Here is a 16,244-nt window from a genome sequence, read left to right on the forward strand (position 1 = left end):
TCGCGCACGGTTGCCCCTCCCGGCCTCGCACGCCCTGCTGTCGCTTCTGGTCCGGTGTCCGCCGCATGGGTTCCGTCAATCGGTGGACGGCCGAACCCTAAACCTTCGCACAGTATCTACGAACCATCGGGGTGCCGCGCCGTCCCGGACATCACGGTCTCGTGAGGATTGTGTGGGTTCGGGCGGGTGGACGAACGCCCCGACGCCCGTACTAAACCCGCGGCAGGGAATCCGCGGCGATACCGCCTTCGATCGCCAGAATGCGGTGCAGTCTCGTCGCCACCAGCAGGCGCTGCATCTGCGGCGGCACACCCCGGAGCACCAGCCGCCGTCCGGCCCGCCCGGCCCGGCGGTGCGCACCCATGATGACACCGAGACCGGTGGCATCCCAGGAATCCAGCTCGGTCAGGTCGAGAATCAGGTCGCCGACCCCGTCGTCGAGGGCCGAATGCAGGACCGTACGGGCGTCCGCCGCGCTTCGGACGTCGAGGCGGCCCCCGACGACCAGCTCGGCGTGGTCGCCCCTGATGTGCATATGCGCTCCCCGGAAATGCTCCATGGCACGGTCGTCTGTCTGTTTTCTGTCTCTGTCACAACTGACTGCGGCAACGACAGGGAAGTTTCCGTCTGTAAGCGAACCGATACCGAATTCACTCCGTGGAGTGACAACGGCCCGATCGAGGACCACCGCAGCCGGGGACTTATCCCCGTCTCCCCCGGGCGTGATCGACGGCAGATCAGGCGCCCGGGGGCCGAGAACAATCAGTAGGTGTAGAAGCCCTGCCCGCTCTTGCGGCCGATGTCACCTGCATCGACCATCCGGCGCATCAGCTCGGGTGCGGCAAACTTCTCGTCCTGCGACTCGGTGTAGATGTTGGACGTGGCGTGCAGCAGGATGTCGACGCCGGTGAGGTCCGCCGTCGCGAGCGGCCCCATGGCGTGACCGAAGCCCAGCTTGCAGGCGATGTCGATGTCCTCGGCCGTGGCGACGCCCGACTCGTACAGCTTGGCGGCCTCGACGACCAGCGCCGAGATCAGCCGGGTGGTGACGAACCCGGCGACGTCACGATTGACGACGATGCAGGTCTTGCCGACGGACTCGGCGAACTCCCGTGCGGTGGCGAGCGTTTCGTCGCTCGTCTTGTAGCCGCGCACGAGCTCGCAGAGCTGCATCATCGGGACCGGCGAGAAGAAGTGCACACCGACGACGCGCTCCGGGCGCTCCGTGACAGCCGCGATCTTGGTGATCGGGATGGCGGAGGTGTTCGAAGCGAGCACGGCGTCGTCCCGCACGATCTTGTCGAGGGCCCGGAAGATCTCGTGCTTGACCTCGAGCTTCTCGAAGACGGCCTCGACGACGACATCCGCGTCGGCGACCGCGTCGAGGTCGGTGGTCGTGGTGATGCGGGCCAGCGCGGCATCGGCGTCGGCCGCCTCCAGCTTGCCCTTGGAGACGAACTTGTCGTACGAGGCCTTGATGCCGTCGCGCCCGCGGACCAGGGCCTCGTCGGTGACATCACGCAGCACGACGTCCCAGCCCGCCTGGGCGGAGACCTGCGCGATACCGGACCCCATGAGTCCGGCCCCGATGACGGCGAGCTTCCTGGCCACGTTCGCACCCCTTTGTGTTCAGTCCTCGACGCCGGCGTCCACGACGGCTCCCAAGACATATTCGTCACGCTTGTTCACATGCTCTCCGGCGGAGGTTAGTACCCGTGAGGCGCGCTGGGGCGGTGAAGAGATACGCGTCACGTCTCACATGACGGACATCACATCGATACGCGTCATTCGGTGGCGCGCCGCGCGCAGTTGAGCACCGCGCCGCCGAGGAAGGCGTGACGTCCTCACGGCATGCGCGTCCGTCCGCGTTCCGGACCGCAGCCGCGGGAACGGGCCCGGATAGGCTCGGCCGCATGGTCAATCTGACGCGCATCTACACCCGTACCGGCGACCAGGGCACCACCGCCCTCGGCGACATGAGCCGCACCGCCAAGACCGATCTGCGGATCTCGGCGTACGCGGACACCAATGAGGCCAACGCCGTCATCGGTACGGCGATCGCGCTCGGTCAATTGCCGGAGGAGGTCGTGAAGGTACTCGTCCGCGTGCAGAACGACCTGTTCGACGTGGGCGCGGATCTGTCGACGCCGGTCGCCGAGAAGCCGAAGTATCCGCCGCTGCGCGTCGAGCAGAACTACGTCGACAGGCTCGAGGCGGACTGCGACCACTTCCTGGAGCACCTGGAGAAGCTGCGGAGCTTCATCCTGCCGGGCGGTACCCCGGGGGCGGCACTGCTCCACCAGGCATGCACGGTGGTCCGGCGTGCCGAGCGGTCCACCTGGGCGGCACTCGAAGTGCACGGCGACGTGATGAACGCGCTGACGGCGACCTACCTCAACCGCCTCTCCGACCTCCTGTTCATCCTGGCGAGGACGGCGAACAAGGAACTCGGCGACGTGCTGTGGGTGCCGGGCGGCGAGCGCTAGGAAGACGGGGTCCGCCCGGCTCGGCACGTGTCCTCCGCCGAGCCGGGCGGACCCGTTCCACTCGCCCGAAGGGCACGTCAGCCGGTTGCAGGGGCCGCTCAGGCCGCACGACCGACCCCAAGCGACGGTTCCGGTACAGGAGTTGGGCATCCGAGGTTTACTTCCGATCTTTGGTCCAGACCTCTTGACGATTGGTCCAGACCTTCCTAACCTCACCGAACACACTGCGGTGAGCGCGCCATGACAAAGCGGGCTCAGGGCGGCGCAGGGTTGCAGTCCACGGACCACCCCCGTTTGTCCGGACCTCACCCGAGGAGCACCGTTGAGCACCGAGACCCCCCTACGCCGAACCAGATTCAGATTCGGCCTGGCCACCACGACCCGTACGAAGGCGATGGCAGGCCTCACCGCACTACTGCTCCCCCTCGCCGCGATGGTCGGACTGGCAGCCCCTGCCCAGGCCGCCACCTCGGCGACCGCCACATACGTCAAGAAGTCCGACTGGGGCACCGGCTTCGAGGGCCAGTGGACGGTGAAGAACACCGGTACCACCGCCCTCAGTTCCTGGACCATCGAGTGGGACTTCCCCTCCGGCACGTCGGTCACGTCCGCCTGGGACGCCACTGTCACCAGCTCCGGAACCCACTGGACCGCCAAGAACGTCGGCTGGAACGGTGCGGTCGCCCCCGGCGCCAGCGTCAGCTTCGGCTTCAACGGCGCCGGCCCCGGTGCCCCCACCGGCTGCAAGGTGAACGGAGCCTCCTGTGACGGCGGCAGCGTTCCCGGCGACAACGCCCCCTCCGCACCCGGCACTCCGACCGCGAGCAACATCACCGACACCGGTGTGAAGCTCACCTGGACTGCCGCGACCGACGACAACGGCATCAAGAACTACGACGTGCTGCGCAACGGCAACAAGGTCACCACGGTCACCGGCCTGACCTACACCGACAGCGGGCTGACCGCCGGCAGCGATTACTCGTACACGATCCAGGCACGTGACACCGCCGACCAGACGGGCCCGGCCAGCGGCTCGGTGGCCGTACACACCACGGGCGGCGGAGGAAACCCCGATCCCGGCAGCAAGGTCAAGCTCGGTTACTTCACCGAGTGGGGCGTCTACGACCGCAATTACCACGTCAAGAACCTGGAGACCAGCGGCAGCGCCGCCAAGATCACGCACATCAACTACTCCTTCGGCAACGTCGCCGGCGGCCAGTGCGCGATCGGCGACGCCTACGCCGCCTACCAGAAGACGTATGACGCGGCCTCCAGTGTCGACGGCACCGCCGACACCTGGGACCAGCCGGTGGCCGGCAACATCAACCAGCTGCGCGAGCTGAAGAAGAAGCACCCGGGCCTCAAGGTCATCTGGTCCTTCGGCGGCTGGACCTGGTCCGGCGGCTTCACCCAGGCCGCGCAGAACCCCACCGCCTTCGCCAACTCCTGCTACAACCTGGTCGAGGACCCGCGCTGGGCCGATGTCTTCGATGGTATCGACATCGACTGGGAGTACCCCAACGCCTGCGGTCTGTCCTGTGACAGCAGCGGCGCCTCGGCCTTCAAGACCGTGGTCTCCGCGCTGCGGACGAAGTTCGGCAGCTCCAACCTGGTCACCGCGGCCATCACCGCCGACGCCTCGTCGGGCGGCAAGATCGACGCGGCCGACTACGCGGGCGCTGCGCAGTACGTCGACTGGTACAATGTGATGACGTACGACTTCTTCGGGGCCTTCGACGCGGACGGCCCGACCGCCCCGCACTCCCCGCTCACCTCGTACAGCGGCATCCCGCAGGAAGGCTTCAACAGCGACGCCGCGATCACCAAACTCAAGAGCAAGGGCATCGCGGGCAGCAAGCTGAACCTGGGCATCGGCTTCTACGGGCGCGGCTGGACCGGCGTCACCCAGGCCACCCCGGGCGGCACGGCGACCGGTCCCGCACCCGGCAAGTACGAGCAGGGCATCGAGGACTACAAGGTGCTCAAGACCAGCTGCCCGTCCACCGGCACCATCGCCGGCACCGCCTACGCCAAGTGCGGCAGCAACTGGTGGAGCTACGACACCCCGGCCACCATCGCCGGGAAGATGACCTACGTGAAGAACCAGGGTCTCAAGGGCGCGTTCTTCTGGGAGTTCAGCGGGGACACCAGCAACGGTGAACTCGTCAGCGCGATCGACAGCGGCCTGAGGTAGTCACCGCGGTACTCGTGCGGAACAGCGCATGACCCCGAAAAGCAGCCGGGGAGACAGGTCCGCCCCCTGTCTCCCCGGTTCCTCTTTGTCCGTGGTCGTGCCCGTGCACCAGGGCCGTCGGGTCACGTCCGCCCTCCCCGGACTCCGTCCGGGGGGATTCCCCTGTCGGCGAGGGTTGTTCTCAAGCAACATTGACCCGCTGGCCGGGCGGAGCCGCTTCCAGCCAGGCGAGAAATCCGGTGAGGGCGTCCTCGCTCATCGCCAGCTCCAGGCGGGTCTCGCGGTGGAGACAGCCGAGCACGACGGCGTCCGAGAGCAGTGCCAGCTCCTCCTCGCCCTCGGGCAGCCGCCGGGCGACCACCTCGATCGCGGAACGCTCGAGAATCCGGCGGGGCCGGGGAGCGTACGAGAAGACCCGGAACCAGTCGATGCGGTCGCCGCTGTACCGGGCGACGCCGTACACCCAGCCCTTGCCCGAGAGATCCGGCTCGGCCGGCACATCCCACCGCACACTGCAGTCGAACGTCCCGCCGGAGCGCTGAATCAGCCGTCGGCGCAGGCCGAAGACGAAGAGACCCACCGCGACCAGTACGACGACCAGGCCGCATACCCACAAAGCGAGGACCATCTCCACCGACCTCCTCGCATCGTCGAGTAACGGATACCGCCCGAACTGCAACTGCACCTGCATCGCCTCAGCCGCGGCACGGTCTGGAGAGTTCCAGCTCGGGCCGCGGCTGAGGGTAAAAACATTCGGCGGGGTGCTTAACGCACCGCCACCGCACGGAGTCGGACATCGGCACGACGCTCGGCAGCACCGTCCGTCTCCGACTTCGCACGCTCCAGCGCACGCTCGGCGCGCTGGACATCGATCTCGTCCGCCAGCTCGGCGATCTCCGCCAGCAGCGACAGCTTGTCGTCCGCGAACGAGATGAAACCGCCGTGCACAGCCGCGACTACGGTTGGGCCCTCGCTCGTACGGATCGTCACCGGGCCCGACTCCAGCACACCGAGAAGCGGCTGGTGACCGGGCATGACGCCGATGTCGCCGGACGTGGTACGCGCGACGACCAGGGTGGCCTCGCCGGACCAGACACTGCGGTCCGCGGCGACCAGCTCGACGTGCAGCTCAGCAGCCAAGAGTGGCTCCTCGGGTCACCACCCGGCCGTTGGAGCCGGGTGTTGGGTCAATTCTACGGGGCGTGGTGAGGGGGACGGGACGCACCCGCCCCCCTCGGTGAGCCATGGGCTCAGGAGACGCCGAGCTCCTTGGCGTTGGCCTTGAGGTCCTCAATGCCACCGCACATGAAGAACGCCTGCTCCGGGAAGTGGTCGTACTCACCGTCGGCGATCGCGTTGAACGCGGCGATCGACTCGTCGAGCGGAACGTCCGAACCGTCCACGCCGGTGAACTGCTTGGCGACGTGGGTGTTCTGGGACAGGAAGCGCTCGATGCGACGGGCGCGGAAGACGGTGAGCTTGTCCTCCTCGCCGAGCTCGTCCATACCGAGAATGGCGATGATGTCCTGGAGGTCCTTGTACTTCTGCAGGATTCCCTTGACCCGCATGGCGGTGTCGTAGTGGTCCTGCGCGATGTAACGCGGGTCCAGGATCCGGGACGTGGAGTCCAGCGGGTCCACGGCCGGGTAGATGCCCTTCTCGGAGATCGGACGGGAGAGAACCGTCGTCGCGTCGAGGTGGGCGAAGGTGGTCGCCGGCGCCGGGTCGGTCAGGTCGTCCGCGGGGACGTAGATCGCCTGCATCGAGGTGATCGAGTGACCGCGGGTCGACGTGATGCGCTCCTGCAGCAGACCCATCTCGTCGGCCAGGTTCGGCTGGTAACCCACCGCGGACGGCATACGGCCGAGCAGCGTGGAGACCTCGGAACCGGCCTGGGTGTAACGGAAGATGTTGTCGATGAAGAAGAGCACGTCCTGCTTCTGCACATCGCGGAAGTACTCCGCCATGGTCAGACCGGCAAGCGCGACACGCAGACGGGTGCCCGGGGGCTCGTCCATCTGACCGAAGACAAGGGCGGTCTTGTCGATGACGCCCGACTCGGCCATTTCCTCGATGAGGTCGTTGCCCTCACGGGTACGCTCACCGACGCCCGCGAACACCGACACACCGTCGTGGTTGTTGGCGACGCGGTAGATCATTTCCTGGATCAGAACGGTCTTGCCGACACCGGCACCACCGAACAGACCGATCTTTCCACCCTTGACGTACGGGGTGAGAAGGTCGATGACCTTGACGCCGGTCTCGAACATCTCGGTCTTGGACTCGAGCTGGTCGAAGCTGGGCGCCTTGCGGTGGATCGGCCAGCGCTCGGTGACCTCGGACTCGGCCTCGGGCTTGTTCAGGATCTCACCGAGGGTGTTGAACACCTTGCCCTTGGTGACCTCGCCGACCGGCACGGTGATGCCCGCGCCCGTGTCGGTCACCGGGGCCTGGCGGACCAGACCGTCGGTGGGCTGCATCGAGATCGCGCGGATCACGCCGTCGCCGAGGTGCTGGGCGACCTCGAGCGTCAGCTTCTTGAGCTTGCCGTCCTCGGCCGGGTCGGCCACCTGGACAGTCAGCGCGTTGTAGATCTCCGGCATTGCGTCGACGGGGAACTCCACGTCGACGACCGGGCCGATGACCCGGGCGACGCGGCCCGTGGCAACGGCCGTCTCAACTGTGGTCGTCATTACTTGTCACTCCCCGCGGTCGCGTCGGCCAGCGCACTGGCACCACCGACGATCTCGCTGATTTCCTGGGTGATTTCGGCCTGGCGGGCCGCGTTGGCAAGCCGGGAGAGGCTCTTGATGAGCTCTCCGGCGTTGTCGGTGGCCGACTTCATCGCACGACGGCGGGCAGCGTGCTCGGAAGCAGCGGCCTGCAGCAGTGCGTTGTAGATCCGGCTCTCGACGTACCGCGGAAGCAGGGCGTCGAGGACGTCCTCCGCCGACGGCTCGAAGTCGAAGAGCGGCAGGATCTCGCCCTTGCCCTCCTCGTCCTTCGTCGTGTCGAGGCTGAGCGGCAGCATCCGGTTGTCCACCGGGTTCTGCGTCATCATCGACACGAACTCCGTGAAGACGATGTGCAGCTCGTCCACGCCGCCCTCGGCGGTCTCCTGGGTGACCGCTTCGATCAGCGGGGCCGCAGCCCGCTTCGCATCCGCGTACGTCGGGCTGTCGGTGAAGCCGGTCCAGGAGTCCGCGATCTTGCGCTCACGGAAGCCGTAGTAGGCGACACCCTTGCGGCCGATCACATACGTGACGACCTCCTTGCCCTCACCGCGCAGACGCTCGGTCAGTCGCTCCGCCGCCTTGATGGCGTTGGCGGAGTAACCGCCGGCCAGGCCGCGATCGCTCGTGATGAGCAGGATCGCGGCCCGCGCCGGAGCGTCGGCCTCGGTGGTCAGCGGGTGCTTGGTGGTGGAGCCGGTCGCCACCGCGGTCACCGCACGGGTGAGCTCGGTCGCGTACGGCGTCGACGCCGCCACCTGGCGCTGCGCCTTGACGATGCGCGAAGCGGCGATCATCTCCATCGCCTTGGTGATCTTCTTCGTGGCGGTGACGGAGCGAATGCGGCGCTTGTAAACGCGAAGCTGAGCGCCCATCGATCAGCCCTCGCCCAGGAGCTTGCCGTCCGAGGTCTCGAACTGCTGCTTGAAGGTGGCGATCGCGTCGGCGATCGACTGCAGCGTGTCGTCGGACATCTTGCCGCCCTCGGCGATGCTGGTCAGAAGGTCCTTGCGCTCGCGGCGCAGGTACTCCAGCAGCTCGTTCTCGAAGCGACGGATGTCCTCGACCGGGACGTCGTCCATCTTGCCGGTGGTGCCGGCCCAGACGGAGACGACCTGCTCCTCGACCGGCATCGGCTGGTACTGGGCCTGCTTCAGCAGCTCGACCATGCGCTTACCGCGCTCCAGCGACGCCTTCGAGGCCGCGTCCAGGTCGGAACCGAAGGCGGCGAACGCCTCCAGCTCACGGAACTGGGCGAGGTCGACACGAAGACGGCCGGAGACCTGCTTCATGGCCTTGTGCTGGGCGGAGCCACCGACGCGGGAGACCGAGATACCGACGTTCAGGGCCGGACGCTGGCCGGCGTTGAACAGGTCGGACTCCAGGAAGCACTGACCGTCGGTGATGGAGATGACGTTGGTCGGGATGAACGCCGACACGTCGTTCGCCTTGGTCTCGACGATCGGGAGGCCCGTCATCGAACCGGCACCCATCTCGTCGGAGAGCTTCGCGCAGCGCTCCAGCAGACGCGAGTGGAGGTAGAAGACGTCGCCCGGGTAGGCCTCACGGCCCGGCGGACGGCGCAGCAGCAGGGACACGGCGCGGTAGGCGTCGGCCTGCTTCGAAAGGTCGTCGAAGATGATCAGGACGTGCTTGCCCTGGTACATCCAGTGCTGACCGATGGCCGAACCGGTGTACGGCGCAAGGTACTTGAAGCCGGCCGGGTCGGACGCCGGGGCGGCGACGATGGTCGTGTACTCGAGCGCGCCGGCCTCTTCGAGGGCACCGCGCACGGAGGCGATGGTGGAGCCCTTCTGACCGATGGCGACATAGATGCAGCGCACCTGCTTGTTCACGTCGCCCGAGCGCCAGTTGTCGCGCTGGTTGATGATCGTGTCGACGGCCAGAGCGGTCTTACCCGTCTGACGGTCACCAATGATCAGCTGACGCTGGCCGCGGCCGATCGGCACCATGGCGTCGACGGCCTTGTAGCCGGTCTGCATCGGCTCGTGCACCGACTTACGGACCATGACGCCAGGGGCCTGCAGCTCGAGGGCGCGGCGGCTGTCGGTCGCGATCTCGCCGAGACCGTCGATCGGGTTGCCGAGCGGGTCGACGACGCGGCCGAGGTAACCCTCGCCGACGCCGACGGAGAGCACCTCACCGGTGCGCTGCACCGGCTGGCCCTCCTCGATTCCGCTGAACTCGCCGAGGACGATCGCACCGATCTCGCGCTCCTCGAGGTTGAGGGCGAGACCGAGGGTTCCGTCCTCGAACTTCAGCAGCTCGTTCGCCATGGCCGAGGGAAGGCCCTCGACCTTCGCGATGCCGTCGCCGGCAACGCTGACCGTACCGACCTCCTCGCGCGAGGCCGCGTCCGGCTTGTACGACTGGACAAAGTTCTCCAGCGCGTCCCGGATCTCCTCCGGCCGGATCGTGAGCTCCGCCATCTGGGTTCCCTGCTCTCCTTGTTGGGCCCGAAGTTTCTTAAGGGGGTCTGGGGGCCGACCCCCAGGAATCTTCTGCAATTTCTGCACGGCCCAACCGGGCCGCTGGTCTTGCTTGTTCTGTTGCTGCGTTGCGTCAGCCGGCCATGCGACGGGCCGCCTCGTCGAGGCGCTCCGCGATGGTGCCGTTGATCAACTCGTCACCGACCCGCACCGCGACCCCGCCGAGGACCGTCGGGTCCACATCGAGGTTCAGGTGCATCGGCCGACCGTAGATCTTCGCCAGTGCGGCGCCGAGGCGCTGCTTCTGCCGATCGTTCAGCGGCACTGCCGACGTGACCACGGCGACCATGCGGTCCCGGCGCTCCGCGGCAAGCTTGGAGAGGGACTCGAGTCCCGCTTCCAGGCTACGTCCCCGGGGCTGGGTCACAAGCCGCACGACGAGGCGCTCGGTGACGGGCCGCGCCTTGCCGCCGAGCAGGCTGTGCAGCAGCTCACTCTTGGCGGCGGTGGACGCGGACCGGCTGGTGAGCGCGGCGCGCAGCTCCTTGTCGGAGGCCACGATCCGGCCGAACCGGAACAGCTCGTCCTCGACGTCGTCGAGGTCTCCGCTGCGCTGGGCGGCGGTGAGGTCTGCGGTGTTCGCCAGCTCCTCGACCGCGTCGACCAGGTCACGCGACTGCGACCAGCGAGAGCGGACCATGCCGGAGATCAGGTCGACGGTCTCGCCGCTCACCTGACCGCGCAGCAGTCGTCCGGCCAGCTCCGCCTTGGCCTCACCGGCCTGCGACGGGTCGGTCAGGACCCGCCGCAGTGAGACCTCGCGCTGGAGCAGCGCCGTGACGGCGGCCAGCTCCTCGGCGAGCTTCGCCACGTCGACCGACGTGCTGTCGGTCAGCGCGTCGAGACGCTCACGTGCGGCAGCCAGTGCCTCGCGGCTCGCGCCGTTCATCGGACAGCCTCGGCCTTCGCCTCGAGCTCGTCGAGGAAACGGTCGACGGTGCCGCTCTGCCGGGCGTGGTCCTCGAGGGACTCGCCGACGAGCTTGCCGGCCAGGTCGATGGCGAGCTTGCCCACGTCCTGACGCAGCGCAGCGGCCGCAGCCTTGCGGTCGGCCTCGATCTGGGCGTGGCCGGCAGCGATGATCTCCTCGCGCTGCCGCTGGCCCTCTGCCCGCATCTCCTGCAGGATCACGACGCCCTGCTCCTGTGCCTCCTGGCGCAGTCGAGCGGCCTCGTGGCGGGCCTCGGCGAGCTGAGCCTTGTACTGCTCAAGAACGCTCTGGGCCTCGGTCTGGGCCGCATCGGCCTTCTCGATACCGCCTTCGATGGCCTCGCGACGCTCGTCCAGAACCTTGTTGATGTTCGGGAGGAGCTTCTTGGCGAGGAAGCCGAAGACGATGAGGAAGGCGATGAGGCCGATGACGAGCTCGGGAATCGGCGGGATGAGGGGATTTTCCATCTCCTCAGCCGCGACCGTAAGCAACTGGCTCACATCAGTGCCTTTCGTCTCGGTTTACTGTCCGCAGGCCTGAAGATCAGGAACCGTAGACGAACGGCATGACCAGACCGATCAGGGCGAGCGCCTCACAGAAGGCGAAGCCGAGGATCTGGTTGGCGCGGATCAGGCCGGCGGCCTCGGGCTGGCGGGCGAGAGCCTGGGTGCCGTTACCGAAGATGATGCCGACGCCGACGCCGGGGCCGATGGCCGCGAGGCCGTAACCGATGGAGCCGAGAGCCTTCAGGTCGCCGGTGACAGCGGCAAGGGTCTGGGACATGCCAGTTCTTCCTTCTCTTTCAAGGACCGGTGGGGGTTGGCCACCGGACGAATAAGGGTCGGAGCGCGAGGTGCTCAGTGGTGCTTGGCGAGCGCGCCCTGGATGAAGGTGCAGGTCAGGAGTACGAAGACGTACGCCTGAAGCGCCTGGATGAAGAGCTCGAACGCGGTCATCACGATGACCATCACGAACGAGACGCCTGCGTAGGCGATACCGATGCCGTTGAGCAGGTACCAGCTGGCGAGCGTGAACAGCAGCAGCAGCGTGTGACCGGCGAACATGTTCGCGAACAGTCGGACCGCGTGCGTGAACGGCCGGACCAGCAGGTTCGAGAAGAACTCGATGAGCATGGCCAGCGGAAGCACCGGGCCGAGCGTCTTGTCGTAGCCGGTGATGTTCTTGAAGGCGCCGACGAATCCGTGCCGCTTGAAGGTCAGGCTGACCCAGAGCACGTAGACGATCAGGGCCAGCACGATCGGGTACGCGATGATCGACGTCACCGGGAACTGGGCGATCGGGATGATCGACCAGAGGTTCATCATCCAGACGAAGAAGAACAGCGAGACCACGAGCGGGACGTACTTCTCGCCCTCGCGCTTGCCGATCGTCTCGTAGACGATGCCGCGACGGATGAAGTCGTAGCCGGTCTCGGCCACCATCTGAAGCTTGCCCGGGACAACCTTCGGCTTGCGGAAGGCCGCCCAGAAGAAACCGACGACGATGATCGAACCGAGCAGGGCCAGCAGCATCGGCTTGTTGAAGTACAAGTTGCTGTCAGGGTCACCCCACAGGGGCTCGAACAGGAACGAGTGCAAGCCGGGTGCCGGGAAACCACAACCGTCGAAGATGTGGCAATCGGTCTCGAAGGCGAGCACCTGTGTCGGGTCAGCACTCACCGCGGGCTCCTTCAGCGTGGCGCATAGGTACGGCAACCTCGTTGTGTCGGCGCGGCGCGCGGCCGCGGTTCGGCACTGGACTGGTGTTACGGATGTGTGAGCGGCAGTCAGGCATTGAGCCTCGCGATCGAGCAGGCGTCAGCTCACATGCCCGCGCCCGCAGTGCCGCAGTTGGAACCGGACGATAGCAGGGTCCGGAACGTGCACTTATTCCGCCCCTACCTTTCACGTCTGCGAGCCCGTGTTTTTGGGCTTGTCGCCCTGGTGGGACTCGGGCTCGACGTAAAGGATCTTGGCCTTCATGTGCGCACGCGCCTGTGCGCCGATCCACACGAGAGTCGTCGCAACCAGCGTGATCGCGAAGGCCTTCGGGTTGAACAGCGTCGTGTTCTTGAATGCGGCAACAAAGATGAACAGCAGCAGGAGCTGGGCTGTGTACAGCATCAGCCCCATCGCCTGGAACAAGTGAGGCAGAGACCTCGCGGTCCGTTGCAGGACCATGAGGCCGATCCCCATGAAGAGGATCACCACGATCGTCGCAACGACCGCGCCCAGGGCTCCCTTGCCGCCGGCGACGCCACCGCTGACGGCGGCGGCAACAGCGCCGGCGACAGCGGTGGGTACGGCGGCTTGAAGGAGAGTCCGGACGTCGTTGGACGGCATGGCGGCAGCTCCGCTTGCAGGGGGTGGGCAGTGTGTCGTCATGGACGAGCGTAGGCCCGGTTCGAGTCGATGCCTCGGGCCGATGGAGCGTCTCACCAGGCTCCTTCGGCTCTGTCACCGGGCTTAGTGAACGGTATCACAAACTATTTGATGAGGTCTTTACCAAGAAAGTGTGGTCGCTGTCACACATGAGAGTTAACCCGCGCGTGTGAGCAAGACAACTCAATGCTTTGTCTGGTAATGCCCTTCGGTGCCCGAATCGTTAGCGGGCCGTATCGGCTTTGTGCCTCTCCGGGAGGCGCGATCGGGGGCCGATCGCGGTCGCTCCGTTGACGCCGGAGACTCCCGCGACGACCGGGCGCCGCCCCTCGGGCTCGTCCGCGTCCGGCCTCATCTGCGTTTCCCTGGACTCCTGTTGGGTCCCGTACGCAGACGAGGGCCCCGCCCCCCGCTCCGTGCCGTGGTGGCTCCGGCGGCGGTAACGAGGCGGCACGAAGCGCTCCGCCCAGCGCGGTGCGCGCGGGGTGAAGCGAGGCATCAGCAGCAGGACCAGACCCACCGCGCTCAGCCCCACGATGACCAGCACGATCCACAGCGACGCCGAGTGCACGGAGTATCCGACCGTCCCGAAGGCGATCAGAGCGGACCAGAAGTACATGATCAGCACGGCCCTGCTGTGCGAATGCCCGATCTCCAGCAACCGGTGGTGCAGATGGCCGCGGTCCGCCGCGAACGGCGACTGACCGTTCCAGGTACGTCGCACGATCGCCAGCACCAGGTCGGCGGCCGGGATCGCGATGATGGTCAGCGGTAGCAGCAGCGGGATGAAGACCGGCAGCATCGCGTGGGTGGCCTCGCGCTCACTGCCCGCGAAGAGCTTCATCGCGTCCGGGTCGACCTGACCCGTGACGGAGATCGCGCCGGCCGCCAGCACGAGGCCGATCAGCATCGATCCGGAGTCGCCCATGAAGATCCTGGCGGGATGCATGTTGTGCGGCAGGAAGCCGAGGCACATGCCCATCAGGATCGCGGTGAACAGCGTCGCGGGAGCGGCCGCCTCGATCATGTGCCCGTACCAGAGCCGGTACGTGTAGAGGAAGGACGCGGCGGAGGCGATGCACACCATGCCGGCTGCCAGGCCGTCCAGGCCGTCGACGAAGTTGACCGCGTTGATCGTGATGACGACCAGTGCGACGGTGAGCAGCGTGCCCTGCCACTGGGTGAGGGCGACCGTGCCGATGCCGGGGATCGGCAGCCAGAGGATCGTCAGACCCTGGATGACCATGACCGCGGCGGCGATCATCTGCCCGCCGAGCTTGATCAGCGCATCGATCTCGAACTTGTCGTCGAGGACACCGATCAGCCAGATCAGGGCGGCGCCGGAGAGCAGCGCCCGCGGCTCGTTGGAGAGCTGGAAGACGCCGTCGAGGTTGTACAGATGGTCCGCGACGATCAGTCCGGCGCACAGCCCGCCGAACATGGCGATGCCGCCGAGCCGCGGTGTCGGTTCTCGGTGGACGTCACGGGCACGGATCGCGGGCATCGCCCCGACCGTGATCGCGAACTTCCGCACCGGACCGGTCAGCAGATAGGTCACCGCGGCCGTGACACACAGTGTCAGCAAGTAATCACGCACGGGCTGCCCCACAGATATCGCCGGCCATCTCAGCCCACACCTTAACTACGTCGGCCTCATGGTTGAGGACACGGAGGTACGGGTGATGGTTGCATGAACCACGTCTACCCCGGATAGGGGGGATATTTCCCTGCCAGTTCCTTTACCTCTGCGCGGATGTCGCCTTCCTCACGTACGGCCGCCCCGAAGAGCACCGCGATCCGCGCCATGTCGGCGTCGCCCATGCCCTGGGTGGTGACCGCGGCGGTGCCGAGCCTGATGCCCCGGGCGTCCCCGTACGGCAGCGCGCAGGTGTCCAGCACCATGCCCGCGGCCGCGAGCCGCTCGCGGGCGGTGCGGCCGTCGACACCGAGCGGCGCCGGGTCCGCGACGATCAGATGGGTGTCCGTGCCCCCGGTGGTCACCTCGAAGCCTTCGGCCTCCAGACCGGCCGCCAGTACCCGCGCATGGGCCACCACCTGGTGGGCGTACCCCGTGAACGCCGGTGTCGCCGCCTCCCCGAACGCCACCGCCTTGGCCGCGACCGTGTGCATCTGCGCCCCGCCCTGGGTGAAGGGGAAGACCGCCCGGTCGATCCGCTCGGCAAGTTCCGCGCCGCACAGGATCATGCCGCCACGCGGCCCGCGCAGCACCTTGTGCGTGGTCGCGCACACCACATCGGCGTACGGGACGGGACTGGGCGCGGCTCCCCCTGCGATCAGCCCCATCGGATGCGCGGCATCGGCGATCAGATATGCGTCGACCTCGTCGGCGATCTCACGGAACACCTCGTAGTCGGGGTGACGGGGGTACGAGATCGAGCCGCTGACGATCGCCTTGGGCCGGTGTGTGCGGGCCAGGGCGCGCACCTGCTCGTAGTCGATCAGACCGCTGTCGGAGTCGACCCCGTAGCCGATGAACTCGAACCAGCGGCCGGAGAAGTTGGCCGGCGAACCGTGAGTGAGGTGTCCGCCGTACGGGAGTCCCATCGCGAGGACCGTGTCGCCGGGGCGCAGCAGTGCCGCGTACGCCGCGAGGACGGCCGAGGAGCCGGAGTGGGACTGGACGTTGGCGTGCTCGGCGCCGAAGAGCGTGGTGGCCCGCTGGACGGCGATGAATTCGGCGGCGTCGGCCATCTCGCAGCCGCCGTGGTGGCGGGCGCCGGGGTATCCCTCGGCGTACTTGTTCGCGAGCGGCGAGCCGAGGGCGGCAAGGACCGCGGGCGAGGTGAAGTTCTCGGCGGCGATCAGCTGCAGGGTGCTCGACTGCCGGTTCAGCTCCCCCAGCAGCACATCGGCGATCTCCGGGTCCTCCCGGATCAGGGCTGCGAAGTCCTGCGGCAGGGCGGTGACGTGGGCGGAGGAGGGTGCGGCTGGGGTGGTGACCGACATCTGACGGCTCCGGGCCTGGGGTGGGGGTGCGCTGGCGTCAGAT

Annotated in this window: 16 protein-coding genes; 2 read left to right on the forward strand and 14 right to left on the reverse strand. The window is 67.2% G+C overall.

The genetic code is table 11. The features are described from left to right. Nucleotides 1-211: 211 nt before the first annotated feature. Complete coding sequence (locus ACFYP5_RS00660; RefSeq protein ID WP_030916001.1) at nt 212-535, reverse strand: STAS domain-containing protein; 324 nt, start codon at nt 533-535, stop codon at nt 212-214. Nucleotides 536-762: 227 nt separating this feature from the next. Beyond that, entirely contained in the window at nt 763-1,611 is an 849-nt protein-coding gene (locus ACFYP5_RS00665; RefSeq protein WP_389028690.1) for a 3-hydroxyacyl-CoA dehydrogenase family protein, read from the reverse strand. A 302-nt stretch (nt 1,612-1,913) separates the two neighbouring features. On the opposite strand from ACFYP5_RS00665, the gene ACFYP5_RS00670 reads away from it, so the two are divergent. Both ACFYP5_RS00670 and ACFYP5_RS00675 read left to right on the forward strand, forming a co-directional pair. Then, on the forward strand, nt 1,914-2,486 hold the full coding sequence (locus ACFYP5_RS00670; RefSeq protein ID WP_030971525.1) for a cob(I)yrinic acid a,c-diamide adenosyltransferase: 573 nt from the start codon (nt 1,914-1,916) through the stop codon (nt 2,484-2,486). Between the two features lie 322 nt (nt 2,487-2,808). Continuing rightward, nucleotides 2,809-4,680, forward strand: a complete 1,872-nt coding sequence (locus ACFYP5_RS00675; RefSeq protein WP_389028693.1) for a glycosyl hydrolase family 18 protein — start codon at nt 2,809-2,811, stop codon at nt 4,678-4,680. A 181-nt stretch (nt 4,681-4,861) separates the two neighbouring features. On the opposite strand, the gene ACFYP5_RS00680 is transcribed toward ACFYP5_RS00675, so the two are convergent. The 12 genes from ACFYP5_RS00680 to glyA all read right to left on the reverse strand — a co-directional run bounded on the left by ACFYP5_RS00680 (nt 4,862) and on the right by glyA (nt 16,201). Next, nucleotides 4,862-5,308, reverse strand: a complete 447-nt coding sequence (locus tag ACFYP5_RS00680) for a DUF2550 domain-containing protein (RefSeq protein ID WP_389028696.1) — start codon at nt 5,306-5,308, stop codon at nt 4,862-4,864. Between the two features lie 137 nt (nt 5,309-5,445). Further along, nucleotides 5,446-5,820 (reverse strand): F0F1 ATP synthase subunit epsilon, encoded by a 375-nt coding sequence (locus ACFYP5_RS00685; protein ID WP_030915989.1) that lies wholly within the window; start codon nt 5,818-5,820, stop codon nt 5,446-5,448. Nucleotides 5,821-5,930: 110 nt separating this feature from the next. Then, nucleotides 5,931-7,373: a F0F1 ATP synthase subunit beta gene (gene atpD / locus ACFYP5_RS00690; protein WP_389028700.1), complete on the reverse strand. Its 1,443-nt coding sequence runs from the start codon at nt 7,371-7,373 to the stop codon at nt 5,931-5,933. Next, the gene (locus ACFYP5_RS00695; protein WP_389028703.1) at nt 7,373-8,287 is read right to left on the reverse strand and encodes a F0F1 ATP synthase subunit gamma; all 915 of its coding nucleotides are present in this window, start codon (nt 8,285-8,287) and stop codon (nt 7,373-7,375) included. The genes atpD and ACFYP5_RS00695 overlap by 1 nt, the downstream gene beginning before the upstream one ends. A gap of 3 nt (nt 8,288-8,290) precedes the next feature. Next, the gene (gene atpA, locus ACFYP5_RS00700) at nt 8,291-9,862 is read right to left on the reverse strand and encodes a F0F1 ATP synthase subunit alpha (protein ID WP_389028705.1); all 1,572 of its coding nucleotides are present in this window, start codon (nt 9,860-9,862) and stop codon (nt 8,291-8,293) included. A gap of 133 nt (nt 9,863-9,995) precedes the next feature. Beyond that, nucleotides 9,996-10,811, reverse strand: a complete 816-nt coding sequence (locus ACFYP5_RS00705; RefSeq protein WP_389028708.1) for a F0F1 ATP synthase subunit delta — start codon at nt 10,809-10,811, stop codon at nt 9,996-9,998. Then, nucleotides 10,808-11,353, reverse strand: a complete 546-nt coding sequence (locus ACFYP5_RS00710) for a F0F1 ATP synthase subunit B (RefSeq protein ID WP_389028711.1) — start codon at nt 11,351-11,353, stop codon at nt 10,808-10,810. Before ACFYP5_RS00710 ends, ACFYP5_RS00705 begins: the two co-directional genes overlap by 4 nt. 43 nt (nt 11,354-11,396) lie before the next feature. Then, a complete protein-coding gene (locus ACFYP5_RS00715; protein WP_005311859.1) occupies nt 11,397-11,636 on the reverse strand; it encodes an ATP synthase subunit C in 240 nt (79 codons plus the stop codon). Nucleotides 11,637-11,710: 74 nt separating this feature from the next. Further along, nucleotides 11,711-12,532 carry a F0F1 ATP synthase subunit A gene (gene atpB / locus ACFYP5_RS00720; RefSeq protein ID WP_389028714.1) on the reverse strand — a complete coding sequence of 274 codons (822 nt, stop codon included), beginning with the start codon at nt 12,530-12,532 and terminating at the stop codon, nt 11,711-11,713. 225 nt (nt 12,533-12,757) lie between these two features. After that, nucleotides 12,758-13,195, reverse strand: coding sequence for a hypothetical protein (locus ACFYP5_RS00725; protein WP_327422042.1), 438 nt, complete (start codon nt 13,193-13,195; stop codon nt 12,758-12,760). A gap of 262 nt (nt 13,196-13,457) precedes the next feature. After that, a complete protein-coding gene (locus ACFYP5_RS00730; RefSeq protein ID WP_389028717.1) occupies nt 13,458-14,843 on the reverse strand; it encodes an MraY family glycosyltransferase in 1,386 nt (461 codons plus the stop codon). A 92-nt stretch (nt 14,844-14,935) separates the two neighbouring features. Next, nucleotides 14,936-16,201 (reverse strand): serine hydroxymethyltransferase, encoded by a 1,266-nt coding sequence (gene glyA / locus ACFYP5_RS00735; RefSeq protein ID WP_389028720.1) that lies wholly within the window; start codon nt 16,199-16,201, stop codon nt 14,936-14,938. Nucleotides 16,202-16,244: the final 43 nt, after the last annotated feature.

Source organism: Streptomyces sp. NPDC005262 (genome assembly GCF_042872425.1).
GTDB lineage: Bacteria > Actinomycetota > Actinomycetes > Streptomycetales > Streptomycetaceae > Streptomyces.

Excerpts from the sequence above, each read along its gene's own strand:
- ACFYP5_RS00695 (WP_389028703.1), bottom strand. The coding sequence starts at position 8,287 with ATGGGCGCTCAGCTTCGCGTTTACAAGCGCCGCATTCGCTCCGTCACC.
- ACFYP5_RS00715 (WP_005311859.1), bottom strand. The coding sequence starts at position 11,636 with ATGTCCCAGACCCTTGCCGCTGTCACCGGCGACCTGAAGGCTCTCGGC.
- ACFYP5_RS00680 (WP_389028696.1), bottom strand. The coding sequence starts at position 5,308 with ATGGTCCTCGCTTTGTGGGTATGCGGCCTGGTCGTCGTACTGGTCGCG.
- atpD (WP_389028700.1), bottom strand. The coding sequence starts at position 7,373 with ATGACGACCACAGTTGAGACGGCCGTTGCCACGGGCCGCGTCGCCCGG.
- atpA (WP_389028705.1), bottom strand. The coding sequence starts at position 9,862 with ATGGCGGAGCTCACGATCCGGCCGGAGGAGATCCGGGACGCGCTGGAG.
- ACFYP5_RS00705 (WP_389028708.1), bottom strand. The coding sequence starts at position 10,811 with ATGAACGGCGCGAGCCGCGAGGCACTGGCTGCCGCACGTGAGCGTCTC.
- ACFYP5_RS00725 (WP_327422042.1), bottom strand. The coding sequence starts at position 13,195 with ATGCCGTCCAACGACGTCCGGACTCTCCTTCAAGCCGCCGTACCCACC.
- glyA (WP_389028720.1), bottom strand. The coding sequence starts at position 16,201 with ATGTCGGTCACCACCCCAGCCGCACCCTCCTCCGCCCACGTCACCGCC.
- ACFYP5_RS00660 (WP_030916001.1), bottom strand. The coding sequence starts at position 535 with ATGCACATCAGGGGCGACCACGCCGAGCTGGTCGTCGGGGGCCGCCTC.
- ACFYP5_RS00670 (WP_030971525.1), top strand. The coding sequence starts at position 1,914 with ATGGTCAATCTGACGCGCATCTACACCCGTACCGGCGACCAGGGCACC.